Consider the following 16,833-nt stretch of genomic DNA (forward strand, 5'->3'; position numbering starts at 1 on the left):
ATGTCCTCGTCAAACAGTGGCCGGCACAGCGGTCGCGGGAACCGGCTGGCGTGCGGCATGGGGATCGTCTTGCGGAATGGCGGGGTTGACCGGCTGCGCCCCGCGCACCGTCATCCACACGTTCCAGGCCATGACGAACACACCCGACAGGAACAAGGTGCCGCCCAGCAAACGGATCAGGTAGTACGGGACGCGCGTCTTCAGCTCTTCCACGAAGCTGTAGACCAGCGTGCCGTCGCTGGCGGTGTCGCGCCACATCAGGCCCTGCTGCACGCCGGCGATCCACATGGCGGCGATGTACAGCACCACGCCGATGGTCGCGATCCAGAAATGCAGTTCGATGGCCTTGACGCTGTACATCTTCTCGCGGCCGTACAGGCGCGGGATCAGGTAGTAGAGCGAACCGAAGGAGATCATGGCGACCCAGCCCAGCGCGCCGGAGTGCACGTGGCCGATGGTCCAGTCCGTGTAGTGCGACAGCGCGTTGACCGTGCGGATCGACATCATCGAGCCTTCGAAGGTCGACATGCCGTAGAACGACAGCGCCGTCACCATGAACTTCAGGATCGGATCGGTGCGCAGCTTGTACCAGGCGCCCTGCAGGGTCATGATGCCGTTGATCATGCCGCCCCAGGACGGCGCCAGCAGGATCAGCGAGAAGGTCATGCCCAGCGACTGGGTCCAGTCGGGCAGCGAGGTGTACAGCAGGTGGTGCGGGCCCGCCCACATGTAGGTGAAGGCCAGCGCCCAGAAGTGGACGATGGACAGGCGGTAGGAATAGATGGGACGGCCGGCCTGCTTGGGCACGAAGTAATACATCATGCCCAGGAAGCTGGTGGTCAGGAAGAAGCCCACGGCGTTATGGCCGTACCACCACTGCACCATGGCGTCCTGCACGCCCGAGTAGGCGGAATAGGACTTCCACATCGACACCGGCATTTCAATGTTGTTGAAGATGTGCAGGATGGCGATGGTCAGGATGTACGAGCCGAAGAACCAGTTGGCCACGTAGATGTGCTTGGAACGGCGCTTGATGATGGTGCCGAAGAACACGATGGCGTAGGCCACCCAGACCAGGGTGATCAGGATGTCGATGGGCCATTCGAGTTCGGCGTATTCCTTGCTGCTGGTGAAGCCCATGGGCAAGGTGATGGCGGCGGCGACGATGACGATCTGCCAGCCCCAGAACGTGAAGGCGGCCAACGGGCCGCAGAACAGGCGCGCCTGACAGGTGCGCTGGACCACGTAGTACGACGTCGTAAACAACGCGCTGCCGCCGAAGGCGAAGATCACCGCGTTGGTGTGCAGCGGGCGCAGGCGGCCGTAGCTCAGCCATGCGGTGTCAAAGTTCAGCTGCGGCCAGATAAGCTGCGCAGCGAGAAAAACGCCCACAGCCATGCCGACGATGCCCCACACTACCGTCATGAGCGCGAATTGCCTCACGATCTTGTAGTTGAAGGTATCGGCCTTGCTTGCGATTGCGGCGCAATCGTTCATCGCCCTTCCCCTAAAGTTACAGATAGCTCCAGGCTGCAATGATGGGACTAGTCAAACAAGGCAGCGTTGATCTGGATCAAGCATCTGGTTACACGGTGGGGAACGCGGCGCCGGCGCAACGGGTCCAGGCGCGAAATCAAGCGCGCCGCTCAGCCGCGGCTGGCGGGGCCGCTGTCGTCATCGAGCAGGATGGCGCGGCCGGCGTCATCGGTGTCGTCATACTGGCCGTTGAACACGGCCCACCACAACGACACCCCGATGGCCAGCACGAACAGCAGGGACAGGGGCAGGAGCAGATAGAGGATGGTCATTGCGCCGCTTCCAGCGCGGCGGCGGGCGCGGGCGCGCCAGCCCAGTCGCGGCGGCACAGGCGCCACGAGTTGTAGGCGACCGCCAGCGAGGACACCAGCATGGTGATCGCGGCCAGCCATGGCGTGACCCAGCCGACCAACGCCAGCGGGGTCATCAGCAGGTGCCAGACCACCGATCCGTTCAGGTTCTGGCGAGCGCGGCGGCGCGCCTCGCCCAGCAGTTCGTCCAGCGCCGCATCGGACATGTTGGGATGGGCCGCCAGCGCCGAATGGGCGGAGGCCATGGCGGTGGGCACCGCCATCGACATGGCGCAGGGACAGCTCATCACCAGGAGCGCCACCATCACCGGGATACTGTGCGCCGGATCGATGTAGGCCCAGGCGGCCGCGGCGGCCAGCGCCAGCGCGACCTGGACCATGACGAAGCGCGAGGCCAGCCGGTCGGCGCGCGCGCCCAGTTCCAGGCGCTGCGCCTCCACGCGCTCGTGGCGCAAGCCGCCTGCCGCGCCGCCGAAGGACTGGCGGGCGCACAGCTCCAGGTAGCGCGCGGTCAACAGGAAGGCCACGAACATCGTGACCGAATCGAAGTAGACCTCGCCGCGCCCCGTGTAGGTGGCGTGGACGCTGGGAATGAAGGCGGCGACGATGCCCAGGGCCACCGGCACATCCATGCCGGCGCGGCCATGGCGCAGGTTGTCGCCGGCGTGGCGCCAGATCGGCCAGGCCGAATACACCACGACCGGCACGGTCAGCGCAAAGCTGGCCCAGTTCATCAGCACGATGGCCCAGTCCAGCGTTTCCAGCGCATCGGCGGGCATGCTTTCATGCCGCAGGTAGCCGGGCCAGGCGAACATCATCACCTGCATCATCGCCAGCCACGCCAGCGACAGGCGCACGAGCGCATGACGGCGCTGCTGGCGGTCGGCGTCGGACAGGCCGGCCGGGACGGCGAAGATCGATTTTGCTCGCATGCGCCGATGTTACTCAGCGCGTTACAAAGCCGCCTTGATCTGGATCAAGGCGGATCTGGCGGGTTTGCCTCGGCAACGCCGACCGGGCGCGATCCGGCTCAGGGACGCTGGCGGCGCAGCACGTCCACTACCGCCCGCATCAGGCTGGCGAGTTCGCCGTCGGCGATCGTCAACGCCGGCGTCAGGTAGACCACATTGCCGAACGGCCGCACCCACACGCCGGCTTCGACCAGGCGCCGCTTCAGGCCCTCGCGGTCGGCGATGCCGTCCAGTTCCACCACGCCGATCGCGCCCAGCACGCGCACGTCGCGCACCCAGGGCAGCTCGCGGCACGGTTCCAGGCCGGCCGTCAGGCTCGCGGAGATCGCTTGCGCCTGGGCCAGCCGCGGTTCGGTCTCAAAGAGATCCAGCGAGGCGTTGGCTGCGGCGCAGGCCAGCGCATTGCCCATGAAGGTGGGGCCGTGCATCAGCGCGTGCGAAGGATCGTCGGACCAGAACGCCTCGAATACCCGGCTGCTGGCCACCGTGGCGGCCAGCGGCAGGGTGCCTCCGGTCAGCGCCTTGGACAAGGTCACGATGTCCGGCCGGATGCCGGCCTGCTCGAAGGCGAACATGGTGCCAGTGCGGCCGAAGCCGGTGAAGATCTCGTCGAAGATCAGCAGCAGGCCGTGCCGGTCGGCCAAACGGCGCAGACGGCGCAGTACTTCCGGGTCGTGCAGCAGCATGCCGCCCGCGCCCTGAACCAGTGGCTCGACCAGGATGCCGGCCAGCCGCGATCCATGGGATTCCAGGTGGGCCTCCAGCGCAACCAGCTCCGCTTCGCCGCGCGGCAGGTCGACGATGTCGTGTTCGGCCAGCATGCCGCGGTACAGGCTGTGCATGCCCTCGTCCGGATCGCACACCGCCATGGTGCCGAAGGTGTCGCCGTGATAGCCGCCGCGGAACGCCAGGAAACGGCTGCGGCCGCGTTCACCCTGGTTGAGCCAGAACTGCAGCGCCATCTTCATGGCGACTTCCACCGCCACCGAGCCGGAATCGGTATAGAAGACGCGGTCCAGTCCCGGCCCCAGCATGCCGGCCAGGCGGCGGGCCAGGGTCAATGCGGGTTCATGGGTCAGTCCGCCGAACATGACGTGCGGCATGGCGTCCAGCTGCGCGCGCACCGCCTGGGCGATGTGCGGATGGTTGTAGCCGTGGCAGGCCGTCCACCAGGACGCGACGCCGTCGATCAGCCTGCGGCCGTCGGCCAGCTCAAGCCGGCTGCCATGGCTGCGCACCACGGGCAGCGGCGGCGTGGCCGTCTTCATTTGGGCATAGGGTAGCCAGATATGGGGCTGGCCCTGGGCCACCCAGTCGGGCGTGTGCATGATTCACCTCTCGATACCGGCGGCGCGACCCGGGTCCGCCCGGCGCATCCGGCCGGAACGGGGGCAGCGTCCGCCTCCACTACAATGGCCCGCATTCTACGGCCTGGCGCGGCCTCCCCCCTGCCCGGCCGCTGCCGGAAATATAGATGTCCAAGCTGGATCCGCTTTTCTCCTCCGAGCTGGCGCGCGCGGAAGCGCGCCGCGTGCGCCGCCGCCTGCGCACGGCCTCCGCCGCCGCCCCGGGACGCCTCGTCCTCGAGGGCGAGCCGGTCCTGAACTTCTCCAGCAACGATTACCTCGGCCTGTCGCGGCATCCGCTGCTGGTCGAGCGGTCGCGCGAATGGGCAGCCCGCCACGGCGCGGGCGCCCAGGCGTCGCGCCTGGTGACCGGCAACCTGGACCTGCACGAACAGGTGGAAGCCAAGCTGGCCCGGCTGAAAGGCACCGAAGCCGCGCTGCTGCTGGCCTCGGGCTGGCAGGCCAACGCCGCCGTGCTGCCCGCCCTGCTGCGCGCGGCCGCCAGCCAGGGCGAGGTCGAGCTGTATGCCGACAAGCTCAACCACGCCAGCCTGCACCATGGCTGCCAGGCGGCGGGCGTGAAGCAGATCCGCTTCCGGCACAACGACCTGGACCATCTGGAAAGCCTGCTGGCCGCCAGGGCGGACAGCGCGGCCGGCCAGCCCGTATCGCGATTCATCGTCACCGAAAGCGTGTTCAGCATGGACGGCGACCGGACCGACGTGGAACGGCTGGCAACCCTGGCCGACCGCTACCGCGCCTTCGTCTACCTGGACGAAGCGCACGCCACCGGCGTCCTGGGCCCCCGCGGCATGGGGCTGGCAGGGCTGGCGCCCGGCCGCATCGACCTGGCCATGGGCACGTTCAGCAAGGCGCTGGGCGGATTCGGCGCCTACGTCGCCGGTTCGCGCGCGCTGTGCGACTACCTGGTCAACGCCTGCTCGGGCTTCATCTACACGACGGCGCTGCCGCCCGCGGTGCTGGGCGCCATGGACGCGGCACTGGACCTGGTGCCCACGCTGGACGCCGAACGCGCCCGCCTGGCGGCCGCGGGCGACAACCTGCGCGCCGCGCTGCGCGGCATGGGGCTGGACACGGGGGCATCCTCCACCCAGATCGTGCCGGCCATCGTGGGTGACGAAGCCCGCGCGCTGGCGCTGGCCTCGGGACTGGAACAGCGCGGCTTGCTGGCCGTGGCGATCCGCCCGCCCACCGTCCCCGCCGGCACCAGCCGCCTGCGCGTCACGCTGAGCGCCGCGCACCGCGACGTGGACGTGGCGCGGCTGATCGACGGTTTCGCCGCCGCGCTGGCGTGACGGCCGCCGTTCCCATGCAAGCCGGCATGCCCCGCCCCACCCTGCTGTTCGTACACGGCTGGGCCTTCGACGCCTCCGTCTGGACGCCGCTGCGCGCCGAACTCGCAGACTGGCCGCAAGCCGTCTTCGACGCGGGCTACTTCGGGCTGGCGCAGGGGCCTGCCATGGCCGGCCCGGTGATCGCCATCGGCCATTCGCTGGGCGTGTTGCGCCTGTTGCGCGAACTGCCGCAAGACTGCCTCGGCCTGGTGTCGATCAACGGCTTCGCCCGCTTTTCCGCCGGCCCCGGCTTCGAGGCCGGCGTGGCGCCGCGCGTGCTGGATCGCATGTCCAGGCGCCTGTCCTCCGACCCCGCGGCGGTGCTGGGCGACTTCCGCCAGCGCTGCGGCGACGCGACCGATTTCAGCGAGCCGCAGCTGGCGCCGCTGGCGCGCGACCTGCAAGCCCTGCGCGACGAGGACCGGCGCGAGGCCCTGGCGGCGCTGCCCGTGCCGCTGTTGGTCCTGGCTGGCGCCGACGATCCCATCGTGCCCCCGGCCATGACGCAGGCAGTTTTTGCCGGCAAGGCCGACATGGAGATCCATGAGCGGACTGGCGGCGGCCACCTGCTGCCGGTGTCGGATGCGCCCTGGTGCGCGGAGCGGATCCGCGCCTTCTTTGCCGGACTGGTGCACGCCGCATGACGCAAGCCCCCCGCAACGCTGGCATCGGCGCGCGCTTTGGCGCCGCCGCCCCCGCCTATGAAAACCACGCGTCCGTCCAGCGGCTGGCAGCCGAACGGCTGGCCGGCGATATCGCGCTGCTGCCCCTGCCATCCCGCCCGCGCATCCTGGAGATCGGCTGCGGCACCGGCCTGCTGACCCAGGCGCTGGCGCGCCGCATCGGTCCCGCCGACTGGACCGTCACCGACATCGCTGCCGGCATGCTCGCGGCCGCGCAGCGCGGCCCCGCATTGCCAGGCCAGGCCCGCTATCAATTGCTGGACGGCGAGCACCCCGCGGGGCTCGAAGGCGGCTACGACCTGATCTGCTCCAGCCTGGCGGTGCAATGGTTTTCCGACCTGAATGCCGGGCTGGGCCGGCTGGCCGCGCTGCTCGCCCCGGGCGGCTGCCTGGCCGTGGCGACGCTGGCGGACGGCACATTCCAGGAATGGCAGGCCGCCCATGCTGTGGCAGGGCTTGCCGCCGCCACGCCGCGTTACCCGGCCGCCGCCTCCATCCATCCGGACAGGGGCAATCTGGCGGGTGGCGTGCGCAGCGAACGGCTGATACAAAATCATCCTGACGGGCTGCATTTCCTGCGCGCCCTGAAAGGCATAGGCGCCACCACGCCCGCTCCAGGACGCGCGCCGCTGGGCGCGGCGCAACTGCGGCGGGTGCTGGCGGCGTTTGACGAACAAGGAGCCGGGGTGACCTATCACCTGGCCTACGGTATGTGGAAAAAATCGAACCAGTCCCCCGCCGGCGTTTTCGTGACCGGCACTGATACCGGCATCGGCAAGACCCTGGTGTCCGCGATCCTGGCGCGCGCCTGGAACGCCGACTACTGGAAGCCCGTGCAGACGGGCGTGGCGGAAGAACCCGGCGACACCGAGACCGTGGCGCAACTGGCCGGGCTGCCGCCCGAACGCCTGCACCTGCCCGCCTACGTGCTGCAGGCGCCGCTGTCGCCCTGGGCCGCGGCCACGCTGGAAGACACCATCGTCGACGCCACCAGCATCGTCCCGCCGGCCACGCAGGCGCCGCTGATCGTGGAAGGCGCGGGCGGCCTCTACGTGCCGATCGACGACACCCACATGATGATCGACCTGATCGCCAGGCTGGATATGCCGGTGGTGCTGGCCGCCCGCAGCGGACTGGGCACCATCAACCACACCCTGCTCAGCCTGGAGGCCCTCAAGCGCCGCGGCATTCCGGTTCTGGGCGTGATCATGAGCGGACCGCTTTCGGCGGGCAACAAGGAAGCCATCGAGCGCTTTGGCGACGTCCGCGTGCTGGCCGAGATTCCGCCCTTGGCCAAGGTCGACGCGCAAACCGTCCAGGCCCTGGCCAGCGCCATTCCTCCGCTGGCGGAATGCCTGCAGGCGCTGGGCGGTGCGCCCGCGGTCGCCAGTTGAGATCCTGGCGCGGCCGCGGATGGCGTGATTTCCGGGGCCATAGCCGTTACGCATTCGTACAAAATAAATTCCGCTGACGGCCACCCGTCCCCCACGCGGACAGGTTCCGCCGCAGCACTTCGCGTGGCTGAGGATGGCGGCAAAAGTCTCATGCAAAGCATGAACTTCCCCGGCGTAAGCACGCCTCTCCTACATCTTTCAGCCACATCCGGATTCTCAAGCCGGCGCGGCCGCGGCGACAGCGGCCGCATGCTCGTGCGTTGTTGACTACTAACGCAACACAACGATAATTTTCGCCACATTGGCAGTTCGATTCGCAGGTAGCTGGACGTGCAGGATTTCGTTCCTGGGTTTCCTTATTTGCAGGAGAACTGGCATGGTCACCAGAAGGCTGAACATTCCTGTTTTGGCCCCCAATCCCAACCGTAATTTCTTCGACGGCACCCGCCCCGGCCATGCCGTGCTGCGCCCGGCCGATCTGCTGGCCTTGCGGCTGGAGCTGCGCAACCTGACGGTCACGCCGGGCCAACCTCCTCGCCTGAAAAAGGCTGGCGACGGGGCCGCCACGCTCATCGTTCACTTCCCGCCGCAGTCGATCAGCGAAGAGACGTTCTTCGAACGTCCGCCTCCCGACACCGCCAACCAGCCGCCGCCCCGTCCTACGCCGGGCAAGCCGGAACCAGGCGGCGTGGAAGATCCCACCGGTCCGCCGGTGCGCGCGCGCATCGCCGGCGAATCGCGGCTGGCCTTTGACGTTCCCGACGGCTTCGACGTGCCCTACACGCTGGAAGGCGTGCTGGCCGCGATCGAGTCGCTGCCGTTGACCGTGGCCGCCAATGCGCGCCCGCCCGGGCCCAGCGCGCCGCGCCTGAACCTGCGCGATCTGTTCGACACCCGCATCGACAAGCTCTCGCCGGTGCAACGCGCGGCGCTATCGAGCTTCGCGCTGCGCAACGCACGCATCGCCACGCAGCAGAACGCGCCCGGTGCGCTGTTGCTGCGGCAGGCCGGCGGCGCGCCAGGCCTGCGCGCATTGCGCCTGGGCGGCGGCGCGCCGGTTCGTGAGGTTCAGCGCACCAGCGCCCTGATCGAAATCCTCAGGCGCGGCCCCAAGCCCGCGCTGCCCGCCACGCAGCAGACGGCGATAGAACTGCCGTGGCGGCTGATCCTCAGCCCGCATGCGGACGAACGCTGGCGCCACGCCAAGGCGCCAGCGACTTCCGCCGCCACGCAGCACACCGAGCTCTGGCATACCCAGCTGCTGGCCGCGCAGCCGCAGAACAGCGCAACGGCGCCGCAGGCGGACGATCCCAAGCCGACCCTGCGCGCCATCTGGGCGCTGGGCGGCGAAGGCACGACCAAGCCCATGCAGGCAGCATTTCCCGTGCCGGCGACGACCTATCTGCCGCAACCGAACACCTCGCCCTTCCGCATGCCGATGGACGATTTCGACCGGTTCCAGATCGCGCATCTGTCGTCGAATTTTTCCGTCGCCAACTACACGCCGCAGCCGGTGGACGCCAAGCTGCTGATGCTGTCCGCGCTGGGCGCCTGGCTGGACTCGCGCGGCAACTGGGACGCGCCCGGGCTGTCGCTGGAAGAATGGACGCATCGCGGCGCCATGGGCCGCGACCACTACGTCCGCGTGGTCTACAAGGGCCTGCTGTTCCCCTTCGGCCACCGCGCTTCGCTGGTGAAGGTCAGCGAACGCAAGTTCCATACGGCCAGGGCGGGTAACCCGGCCTACCTGCGCCAACGCCTGTTCATCATCGTGCGCCAGCGCGAACGCGTGTATGCCGATCCGCAGCTGCAGGCGCGGGACGACTCGGGGAACATGATCTTCCTGCATCGGCAGATGCCATTCTCCAGCGTGCGCATCCTGACCACCGTCACGCCAAGTTTGGATGCCCCTACCTCCCAGGCCAGCAACATCGATGGCCTGGGACAATTGCTGTTCTGGCCGTGCATAGGCGGAACCCCCTTCCGCTTCGCCTGTTCGGCCACCGACATCGATGGCCGCATCGTGCAGTTCGACCTGCCCATGATCTTCATGGACGGCGGCCATGCCTGCCCGCGCAAGCTCAGCGGCCAATGGCTGACGCCAGACTACGTGAACGCGGAGATTTTCGCGAAGCAGACGCGCAAGGCCTGGCGCGATGCCGAATCCGGCCGCCGCACCGCGCAGTTCAAGCAGCAGCGCGTCACGTTCGCCTCCCCGCTCAAGCCCGGCGATACCACCGCGCAAGCGGAGACGATCGAGTTCGACGGTTTGGTCGATCCGGGCAATACCCAGCTGCGCGCCTACAGCGACTCCTTGAACGGCCCGCTGTTCTATCCCGGCATCAAGCGCGCCGAGATCCGCATCGCCGCGCTGGCTGAACTGACCGGCAGCGACAGCAACAGCGTGCTGAGCTGGAACGACCATTACCTGCGGTTCGGATTCGATTCCGGCAACGTCGGCCAGGTCTTCGGCAACATAGACGCCGAGCCCGGCTATCGCGGCGACGCGGTGCTGAACTTCTCCGCACAGGGCGACCGCGCGGGCGGCTTCGTCCAGCCGAATCTGCGCCCCACGGCGCTGTCGCGCATGGCGGGTCCGGTCAGCGGCAAGGTCTCGGACTTCGTCGCCGGCAAGATGAGCGGCCCGGACATCTTCCCCAAGGTCATGTCCTCGGACCTGCCCTTTCCGCTGCTGTTCGGCTGCATACCGCTGGGCGACGTGATTGAAGCGGTGTCCAACGCCGCCGGCACGCCGGAGCGGGTGCCGCGCTTCGTATCGGAAGCCTGCTCCCAGCTGGAAAGCCTGGTCAACGAAATGGGCCGGCTCTACGCCCTGGTGGCGGACCTGGCGCAGCAACCAGGCCGCATCGCCGAGGCCGCGTTGCAGGTGTTGAAAGACACCTTGCAGGATCTGCTCGGCCAGGCGCAGGCCTACGCGCAGAACCTGGTGCAGGACGCAAAGGCCCGCGTCAACGATCTGATCGCCGCGCTGGACGCCGTGCGCGCGCAGGTCGCGCTGCTGGCCGGACTGTCCTTCGACGCCGCGCCCGCGCTGCCGGGATTGCCCGCCGTGCTCACCGCCGCGCGCGATGCCGCGCGGGCGTTGAGCACCGCGGCGGACGCGCAGGTGAACGGCGCGCACTTGCCTGATGGCCTGCGGCAATCGCTGCGCCAGGCCGCCAACACCGCCCAGACGCTCCTGGACAGCGTCGGCGTCGTGCCGGCGCTGCTGGTGCAGGGCAAGGCGCTGTATGACGCGCTCGACGCGGTTGTGGGCCACCCCGACCAGCTGGACGACCTGTTCGCCGACGCCGCGACGCTCAGGCCGCGTCTGCAGGCCATCACGGCCGCGGTCGATCCGCTGTCCGGCACCATAGGCGGCGCACGCCTGCTGGAAGGCGCGCCGCGCCAGATCGCGCAGACAGCGCTGCAGGCGGTCAAGCTGGCGGTCGATGCGGTGCTGGCCAGCGCGGAGCTGCTGGAACTGCTGACCGGCGATGAGCTCACCCTCCGCTTCGACTGGAATCCGGTGATCAAGAGCTGGTCGATCAAGCCTGGCGACCCGCCGCTGTTCCGCGTCAACGATACGCATGGCTTTCGCGTGGCGGTGGAAGCGCGTGTGCGCAAGAACGGGCAGAGCGCGCCCAAGATGTCGGTGGTCTGCTCGCTGAAGGACTTCGACCTGGTCCTGATCGCGCCTGCCAGCTTCATGGAGCTGAACTTCGAGAAGATCGAGTTCCGCATCGACACGGCCGCGAAGATGGACGTGGACGTGCTGCTGACAGACATCAAGTTCGTGGGCCCGCTGTCCTTCGTCGAAACGCTGCGCGACCTGATCCCGCTGGACGGATTCTCCGATCCGCCTTATCTGGATATCTCGGCCAAGGGCGTGGACGCCGGCTTCGACCTGGCGCTGCCGGCCGTCGCCATCGGCGTCTTCAATCTGTCCAACCTCAGTCTGGGCGCGGGCTTCACCGTGCCCTTCATCGGCCAGCCCCTGTCCGTGCGCTTCAATTTCTGCACGCGCGAACAGCCTTTCAACCTGTCGGTATGCATGTTCGGCGGCGGCGGGTTTTTCGGTATCACCCTGGATCCCAGCGGCATCCAGCTGATGGAAGCGGCCTTCGAGTTCGGCGCCAGCGTGTCGGTGAATCTGGGCGTGGCCTCCGGCGGCGTGCACGTCATGGCCGGCATCTACTTCCGCATGGAAAAGAACGCCTGCTCGCTGGCCGGCTACTTCCGCATGGGCGGCTGCGTCAGCGTGCTCGGCATCGTCAGCATTTCCATCGAGATCTACCTGGAACTGCGCTACGAGTTCGAAAGCGGCAAATGCGCGGGGCGCGCCACCATCACCGTCGAGATCGAAGTCTTCATGTTCTCGATGAGCGTGTCGCTGTCATGCGAACGCAAGTTCGCCGGGTCCAATGGCGACCCCGGCTTCCGCGACCTGATGGGGCCGCATCCCGACCTGCCGCTGGCGCAGGAGCTGGCGCAGATCGACGACAGCAGCGAGTACGCCTGGCGCGAATACGCCGAAGCCTTTGCCTGAGGAACGTCCATGGCCAAGCAAACGATAGTCTGGACCGCGATCCCCAACGGCCGCGTGCCCGCCGGCCCCGACGCCGGCCGGCTGCGCATCTCCATCGTGGCCTCGCCGCGCCTGACGCCGCAGGCCGTCAACGAGCAGCAGTTGCACGCGTTCGCCGACTGGGTCAACTGGCCGCGCACGCTGGAGCGCGTGCGCTTTGCGCTGAACACCGGCGCGGCGGAGATCGAACTGGAGCCGCAGGCGCAGGCCGACGCGGCGCTCTGGGAACGGCTGCTGCCCAAGACCACGCCGGTCGCCGGCTTCGTGTTCCGCGACATGAGCAAGGTCAACCTGTTCTCGTATTCGGTGGCGGGTGTGCTGGGCCTGGCGCGCAAGCACTACGGCAGGCTGGCGGTGCAGGCCACCGGCACGCCGCCCACCCTGCTGCCCTGGCGCGACGCGCATCCGGGCCTGAAGGACATGCTGGGCGACTGCGGCACGCGCACGACCTTCATCTCGCTGGGCGACCGGCGCGTCGAAATGCCGCTGCCTGGCTTCGACCGCTTCTTCGACGACGGCGGCGACGGCGCCGAGCGCGTGCTGCGCTCGCAGGTCTACGGCCCGCACAGCGTCTACGAAGGCCACGCCGCCGCGCCGGGCGTGAACGCCGAAGGCAATCCCCAGCCCGGGGTGAGCTTTCCGCTGCGCGCCCTGCCCACCCGCTGGAACGACGGCGGGCTCGCCGGCCCCGACCAGAACCTGATGAAGCTATGGAACTCGCAGGCCGAGTACACCCTGTTCCAGGCCAACCGCTTCTATCGCCGCGATCCGCCCACGGCGCAACAACGCAGCATCCGGCGGCCGGACGGCGAGAACGTACCCGCGCCGCCCGTCCAGCCGGAAATGGATTTCCACGCCATCGTGGCGTCCTACGGCGATTACCCGGCGCTGCTGCGCCAGCTCGGACTGGTCATTGATTGCCTGGTCCCGGCGGGCTCGGCCTTGGAACAGCAGTTGGCGGCGGCGCCCGCCGCGCAGGGCTATTTCTTCCTGACCCTGCGCTGGGAGGACGGGCACGACGCCGGCGATGACGCCTGTCCCGCCACCGCCTGGACGGGCGACGCGGAACGCTTCACCACGCGTCCGCGAAACCCCGCCGACCATGAGCGCGGCATGCTGAAGCTGCGCCGCGCCGACGACAGCTGGAACCTGTACGAACCCCGCACGCCGTTCGACGTCTACCAGGTCGACGCCGACGGCGCGGCGCTCAAGACTGTGGACTTCGTGCTCAGCGCACAAAATCTGATCGCCAGGAGCCTGGCGCTGGGCGCCGACGGCGCGGTGACCTACACCACCGGCGACAAACAGGGCGTGGCCGCGCTGCGCTCGGGCGGCCTGGGCGTGGCGCGGCGCGGCCGCGCCTGGGAAGTGGCGCAGAACGCGGCGGCCGCGGCCCTGAAGAATGCCGCCCTGTCGGGCGCGCCGGGCAGCATCGTGCTCTATGCCGAGGATCTGCTGCGCGGCTATCGCGTGGATGCGCAAGCGCAGGCTCCAGGCGATTCCCCGAAATGGCGCTCGTTGTGCCAGCGCGCCGGCACCTACCGCTGCACGGACGGCGGCGCGCCGCTGCAATTTCCTGATGACGAGGGCTATGTGAAAGGCGCCTCCACCAGCGGCGGAGAGAATCCGGACGACCAATACCTGCATGAATCCCTGTTCCGCTGGACTGGCTGGAGCCTGGTGGCGCCGCGTCCGGGACGCACCCTGCGCGACCGCGTGGATCCGGACAGCGGCGTGCAGGGCGAAACGCCGGAAGACGTGCAGGACACGGCCACGGAAAAAGGCAACGGCCTGGCGGTCAGCTTCGCGGCGGCCAAGGGCAGCCTGCCGCGCCTGCGCTTCGGCATGCCCTACCGCTTCCGCGCGCGCCTGGTGGACCTGGCCGGCAACAGCCTGGCGCATGACGATCCATCGCTTGAGCGCGACGACAACGCCACCCAGCCGGTCGTCTACTGGCGCTTCGAACCGGTGGATCCGCCCGCGCTGGTGCAGCGCGCCCGCCTGAGCGAAGGCGAGTCGCTGGAACGCATGGTGATCCGCAGCAATACCGGCATGGACCCGGCGGCCTACCTCGACAGTCCCGATTTCAAGGCTGCACGCCAGGAGGACGCATCCAAGGACTACGCGTATACCGCCATCAATGAACGCCACGTGGTGCCGCCCAAGGCCTCGCAGCTGCAATGCGAAACACATGGCCTGTTCGACGGCATGATGGGCAACCCCGCCAACATCAAGCAGGCCTATGAAATCGCAGCCCGCGACGCGGGCACGCTCTACGACCAGGGGCCAGGCACGGACATAGAACTCGTGACGCCGCAGGCGTTGGACCAGGTCGCCACCACCGCACAGGTGCCGCCGAAAGAGCCCTCGCCCGAGCACCCCACCGGCGAGCGCCTGGCCGCCGGGCAATATGTCATCCACCGCGAAGCCCAGGTGCTCACGCCCTATTTGCCGGACCCCGCTGCGGGCGGCATCGCGCTGCGCGCCCAGCCCGGCCATGCCTTGCCTGGCGTCACGGGACCGAAGGTGCTGGGACCCAGCGCGGTGATCGCGCTAACGCCCGCGCAAGAACTTGTGCTGCTGGTGGCGCATGCGTCCAAATGGCCGGACACGCTGGGCTTGCGCATCGTGCTGGAAGAGCGCCGCGCCACCCTGGCCGACCCGCCCTGCTCGGAGGATTTCCTCGACGACGGACTCCCAAGCTGGGACGAGGCCAAGCGGGTCCTGACCTTCTACCTGCCCAAAGGGCGCATTGCCCGCTTGCGCTATTCCAGTTTTGTGAATCCCGGCCTGGCCAACACCTTCGGCATCCCCGCCTGGGCGAGCAACGAAGGCGAGCGCGCGACGCTGCGCCTGTCGTCCGTGCTGGGCGGCTGCTGGATGGTCACGCCGTACCGCTCGCTGGTGCTGGTCCATGCGACCCAGCAGCCGATCTGCGAGCCCCTGCTGCTGATGGCCGAGGAACCGCAGCGCGGACCTGGCGATGCCCATGCAAACCTGTATGCCCGCGTGCGGTTGCACGGCCCCACCACCGGCAAGGTCGAGATCGAGGCCGACTGGCACGAATGGGTGGATGACCTGCAGAAGCCGCGTCCGGAACGCCAGGCCGGCCATGGCGTGCTGGCGGAGGTTCCCTTGTCCGAGAACTACGCAAACCTCTTCACCCTGAGCAATGCGGTGAAGGAACAACTGAACGCGGACGGCAAGCTGCGCGCGCGCGGCGACCGCCATGAATTCGGCGACACCCGCTTTCGCCTCATCCGCTACCGCCTGCGCGCGGCCACGCGGTTCCGCGAATACCTGCCGCCCTCGCTGTACGCGCAGACGGACAAGGTCACGCGGCTGGGGCCCGTTGCCGACGGCCCGCTGGTGGAAACAGGCGCGGACGATGACCCGGGCGCTCCGGTGCTCAGGCGCGACGGCACGGCGCAGAACACCATCGTGCGCGCCAGCGCGCCGCCGGACGCCCCCGTCCTGACCTACGTCGTGCCGACCTTCCGCTGGGAGGAAACGGCGAGCAACGGCAAGCTGGACGTGACGCGACTCGGCAACGGCCTGCGGGTCTGGCTGGAGCGGCCCTGGTTCTCCTCCGGCGACGGCGAGCTGCTGGGCGTGGTGATCGCGGGCGACGGCCAGAACTTCACCGACATCACCAACCCGCTGACGCCGTTGGTGACGCAATGGGGCATGGATCCGCTCTGGGAGACGCCCCCGCCCAAGCACAAGGCGCGCGTGTCGGACTTCTCGGCGCGCGTCACCGACGAGCAGGTCTATCTGCAGGAAATCCCGGCCCAGCTGGTCCACGTGGTCGGACACCGCGTGCGCTGGAGCGAGGAACGCGCGCGCTGGTATTGCGACATCGAGCTCGATCCCGGCCGGACCTACATGCCCTTCGTGCGCCTGGCGCTGGCGCGCTATCAGCCCAACGCCATCGGTTCGGCCAAGCTGTCGCGGGTGGTGCAGGCCGAGTTCTCCCAGGTGCTGCCGCGCCGCCGCGCGGTGTTCGAGGTCAAACGCGGCCGGCTGGCGTTCAGCCTGCGCGGCGTGGCGCCCAAGCATGGACCCATGAAGTTCCCGCTGGACTCCGAGTACCTGAACATCTCCTTCATCCCTGGCATAGGCCAGACCGCCGAAAGCGGCCGCAACCGCGTAGAGCTGGTGCTGCAGACGCGCGACCCGGCGCTGGACAGCGACCTGGCCTGGAGCGACGCCGCCGTGCTGGCGTCGGGCCTGCTGGACCCGTCCGGGCCGGCGCCCCAGCCGCCCGGCCCGATACCTGGCCCCATACTGATAGACCGCATGCGCGAACTGCCCATCCTGGAAACCGCCACGCCCGCGACGCTGGCCGATCTATCGCGCCTGGGCAACGTGGCGGTCGGCCCGGTGGTGCGTTTTCCGCCGGTACTGGAGGGGCCTCTGCTGGGCGAACTGCTGGACCCGGTCATCTGGTCCGCCAGCGTCACGCTGCCCGACCGCGGCGGCAAGCCCGCGCGCATCGCGGTGCGCGAGTATGAACGCTATTACACCGACAACGCCGTGCCCGAACGGCGCGCCGGCGCCATCCAGCAGCGTCGCGTGGTGGAGGAAAGGCTGGTGTATTCGGCGTTCTTCGGGCTCTAAAAAAAAGGGTGCCCGAAGGCACCCGAATC

9 protein-coding genes are annotated in these 16,833 nt (G+C 68.6%); 5 read left to right on the forward strand and 4 right to left on the reverse strand.

Annotated elements, in window-relative coordinates; translation table 11 throughout:
- Positions 1–9 precede the first annotated feature (9 nt).
- The 4 genes from ccoN to IB259_RS10150 all read right to left on the reverse strand — a co-directional run bounded on the left by ccoN (position 10) and on the right by IB259_RS10150 (position 4,146).
- Entirely contained in the window at positions 10–1,497 is a 1,488-nt protein-coding gene (ccoN, locus tag IB259_RS10135) for a cytochrome-c oxidase, cbb3-type subunit I (RefSeq protein WP_054452861.1), read from the reverse strand.
- 149 nt (positions 1,498–1,646) lie between these two features.
- Positions 1,647–1,808, reverse strand: a complete 162-nt coding sequence (ccoS, locus tag IB259_RS10140; RefSeq protein ID WP_042794347.1) for a cbb3-type cytochrome oxidase assembly protein CcoS — start codon at positions 1,806–1,808, stop codon at positions 1,647–1,649.
- Entirely contained in the window at positions 1,805–2,779 is a 975-nt protein-coding gene (locus IB259_RS10145; RefSeq protein ID WP_119449982.1) for a hypothetical protein, read from the reverse strand. Before IB259_RS10145 ends, ccoS begins: the two co-directional genes overlap by 4 nt.
- Positions 2,780–2,877: 98 nt before the next feature.
- Positions 2,878–4,146, reverse strand: coding sequence for an adenosylmethionine--8-amino-7-oxononanoate transaminase (locus IB259_RS10150; protein ID WP_192328735.1), 1,269 nt, complete (start codon positions 4,144–4,146; stop codon positions 2,878–2,880).
- Positions 4,147–4,292: 146 nt separating this feature from the next.
- On the opposite strand from IB259_RS10150, the gene IB259_RS10155 reads away from it, so the two are divergent.
- The 5 genes from IB259_RS10155 to IB259_RS10175 all read left to right on the forward strand — a co-directional run bounded on the left by IB259_RS10155 (position 4,293) and on the right by IB259_RS10175 (position 16,804).
- The gene (locus IB259_RS10155) at positions 4,293–5,480 is read left to right on the forward strand and encodes an aminotransferase class I/II-fold pyridoxal phosphate-dependent enzyme (protein WP_054452865.1); all 1,188 of its coding nucleotides are present in this window, start codon (positions 4,293–4,295) and stop codon (positions 5,478–5,480) included.
- Between the two features lie 26 nt (positions 5,481–5,506).
- A complete protein-coding gene (locus IB259_RS10160) occupies positions 5,507–6,163 on the forward strand; it encodes an alpha/beta fold hydrolase (RefSeq protein WP_225596792.1) in 657 nt (218 codons plus the stop codon).
- Positions 6,160–7,596, forward strand: a complete 1,437-nt coding sequence (bioD, locus tag IB259_RS10165) for a dethiobiotin synthase (protein ID WP_192328738.1) — start codon at positions 6,160–6,162, stop codon at positions 7,594–7,596. Before IB259_RS10160 ends, bioD begins: the two co-directional genes overlap by 4 nt.
- Positions 7,597–7,972: 376 nt before the next feature.
- The gene (locus IB259_RS10170; protein ID WP_192328741.1) at positions 7,973–12,145 is read left to right on the forward strand and encodes a hypothetical protein; all 4,173 of its coding nucleotides are present in this window, start codon (positions 7,973–7,975) and stop codon (positions 12,143–12,145) included.
- A 9-nt stretch (positions 12,146–12,154) separates the two neighbouring features.
- Positions 12,155–16,804: a hypothetical protein gene (locus IB259_RS10175; RefSeq protein WP_192328744.1), complete on the forward strand. Its 4,650-nt coding sequence runs from the start codon at positions 12,155–12,157 to the stop codon at positions 16,802–16,804.
- The last annotated feature ends 29 nt before the right edge of the window (positions 16,805–16,833 follow it).

The sequence above is a fragment of the Achromobacter sp. ACM04 genome (genome assembly GCF_014851465.1).
Lineage (GTDB): Bacteria > Pseudomonadota > Gammaproteobacteria > Burkholderiales > Burkholderiaceae_B > Achromobacter > Achromobacter aegrifaciens.

What these genes read in the sequence shown, in the direction of transcription:
- IB259_RS10170 (WP_192328741.1), top strand. Translation starts at nt 7,973, where the DNA reads ATGGTCACCAGAAGGCTGAACATTCCTGTTTTGGCCCCCAATCCCAAC.
- IB259_RS10160 (WP_225596792.1), top strand. Translation starts at nt 5,507, where the DNA reads ATGCCCCGCCCCACCCTGCTGTTCGTACACGGCTGGGCCTTCGACGCC.
- IB259_RS10155 (WP_054452865.1), top strand. Translation starts at nt 4,293, where the DNA reads ATGTCCAAGCTGGATCCGCTTTTCTCCTCCGAGCTGGCGCGCGCGGAA.
- ccoS (WP_042794347.1), bottom strand. Translation starts at nt 1,808, where the DNA reads ATGACCATCCTCTATCTGCTCCTGCCCCTGTCCCTGCTGTTCGTGCTG.
- IB259_RS10150 (WP_192328735.1), bottom strand. Translation starts at nt 4,146, where the DNA reads ATGCACACGCCCGACTGGGTGGCCCAGGGCCAGCCCCATATCTGGCTA.
- bioD (WP_192328738.1), top strand. Translation starts at nt 6,160, where the DNA reads ATGACGCAAGCCCCCCGCAACGCTGGCATCGGCGCGCGCTTTGGCGCC.
- ccoN (WP_054452861.1), bottom strand. Translation starts at nt 1,497, where the DNA reads ATGAACGATTGCGCCGCAATCGCAAGCAAGGCCGATACCTTCAACTAC.
- IB259_RS10145 (WP_119449982.1), bottom strand. Translation starts at nt 2,779, where the DNA reads ATGCGAGCAAAATCGATCTTCGCCGTCCCGGCCGGCCTGTCCGACGCC.
- IB259_RS10175 (WP_192328744.1), top strand. Translation starts at nt 12,155, where the DNA reads ATGGCCAAGCAAACGATAGTCTGGACCGCGATCCCCAACGGCCGCGTG.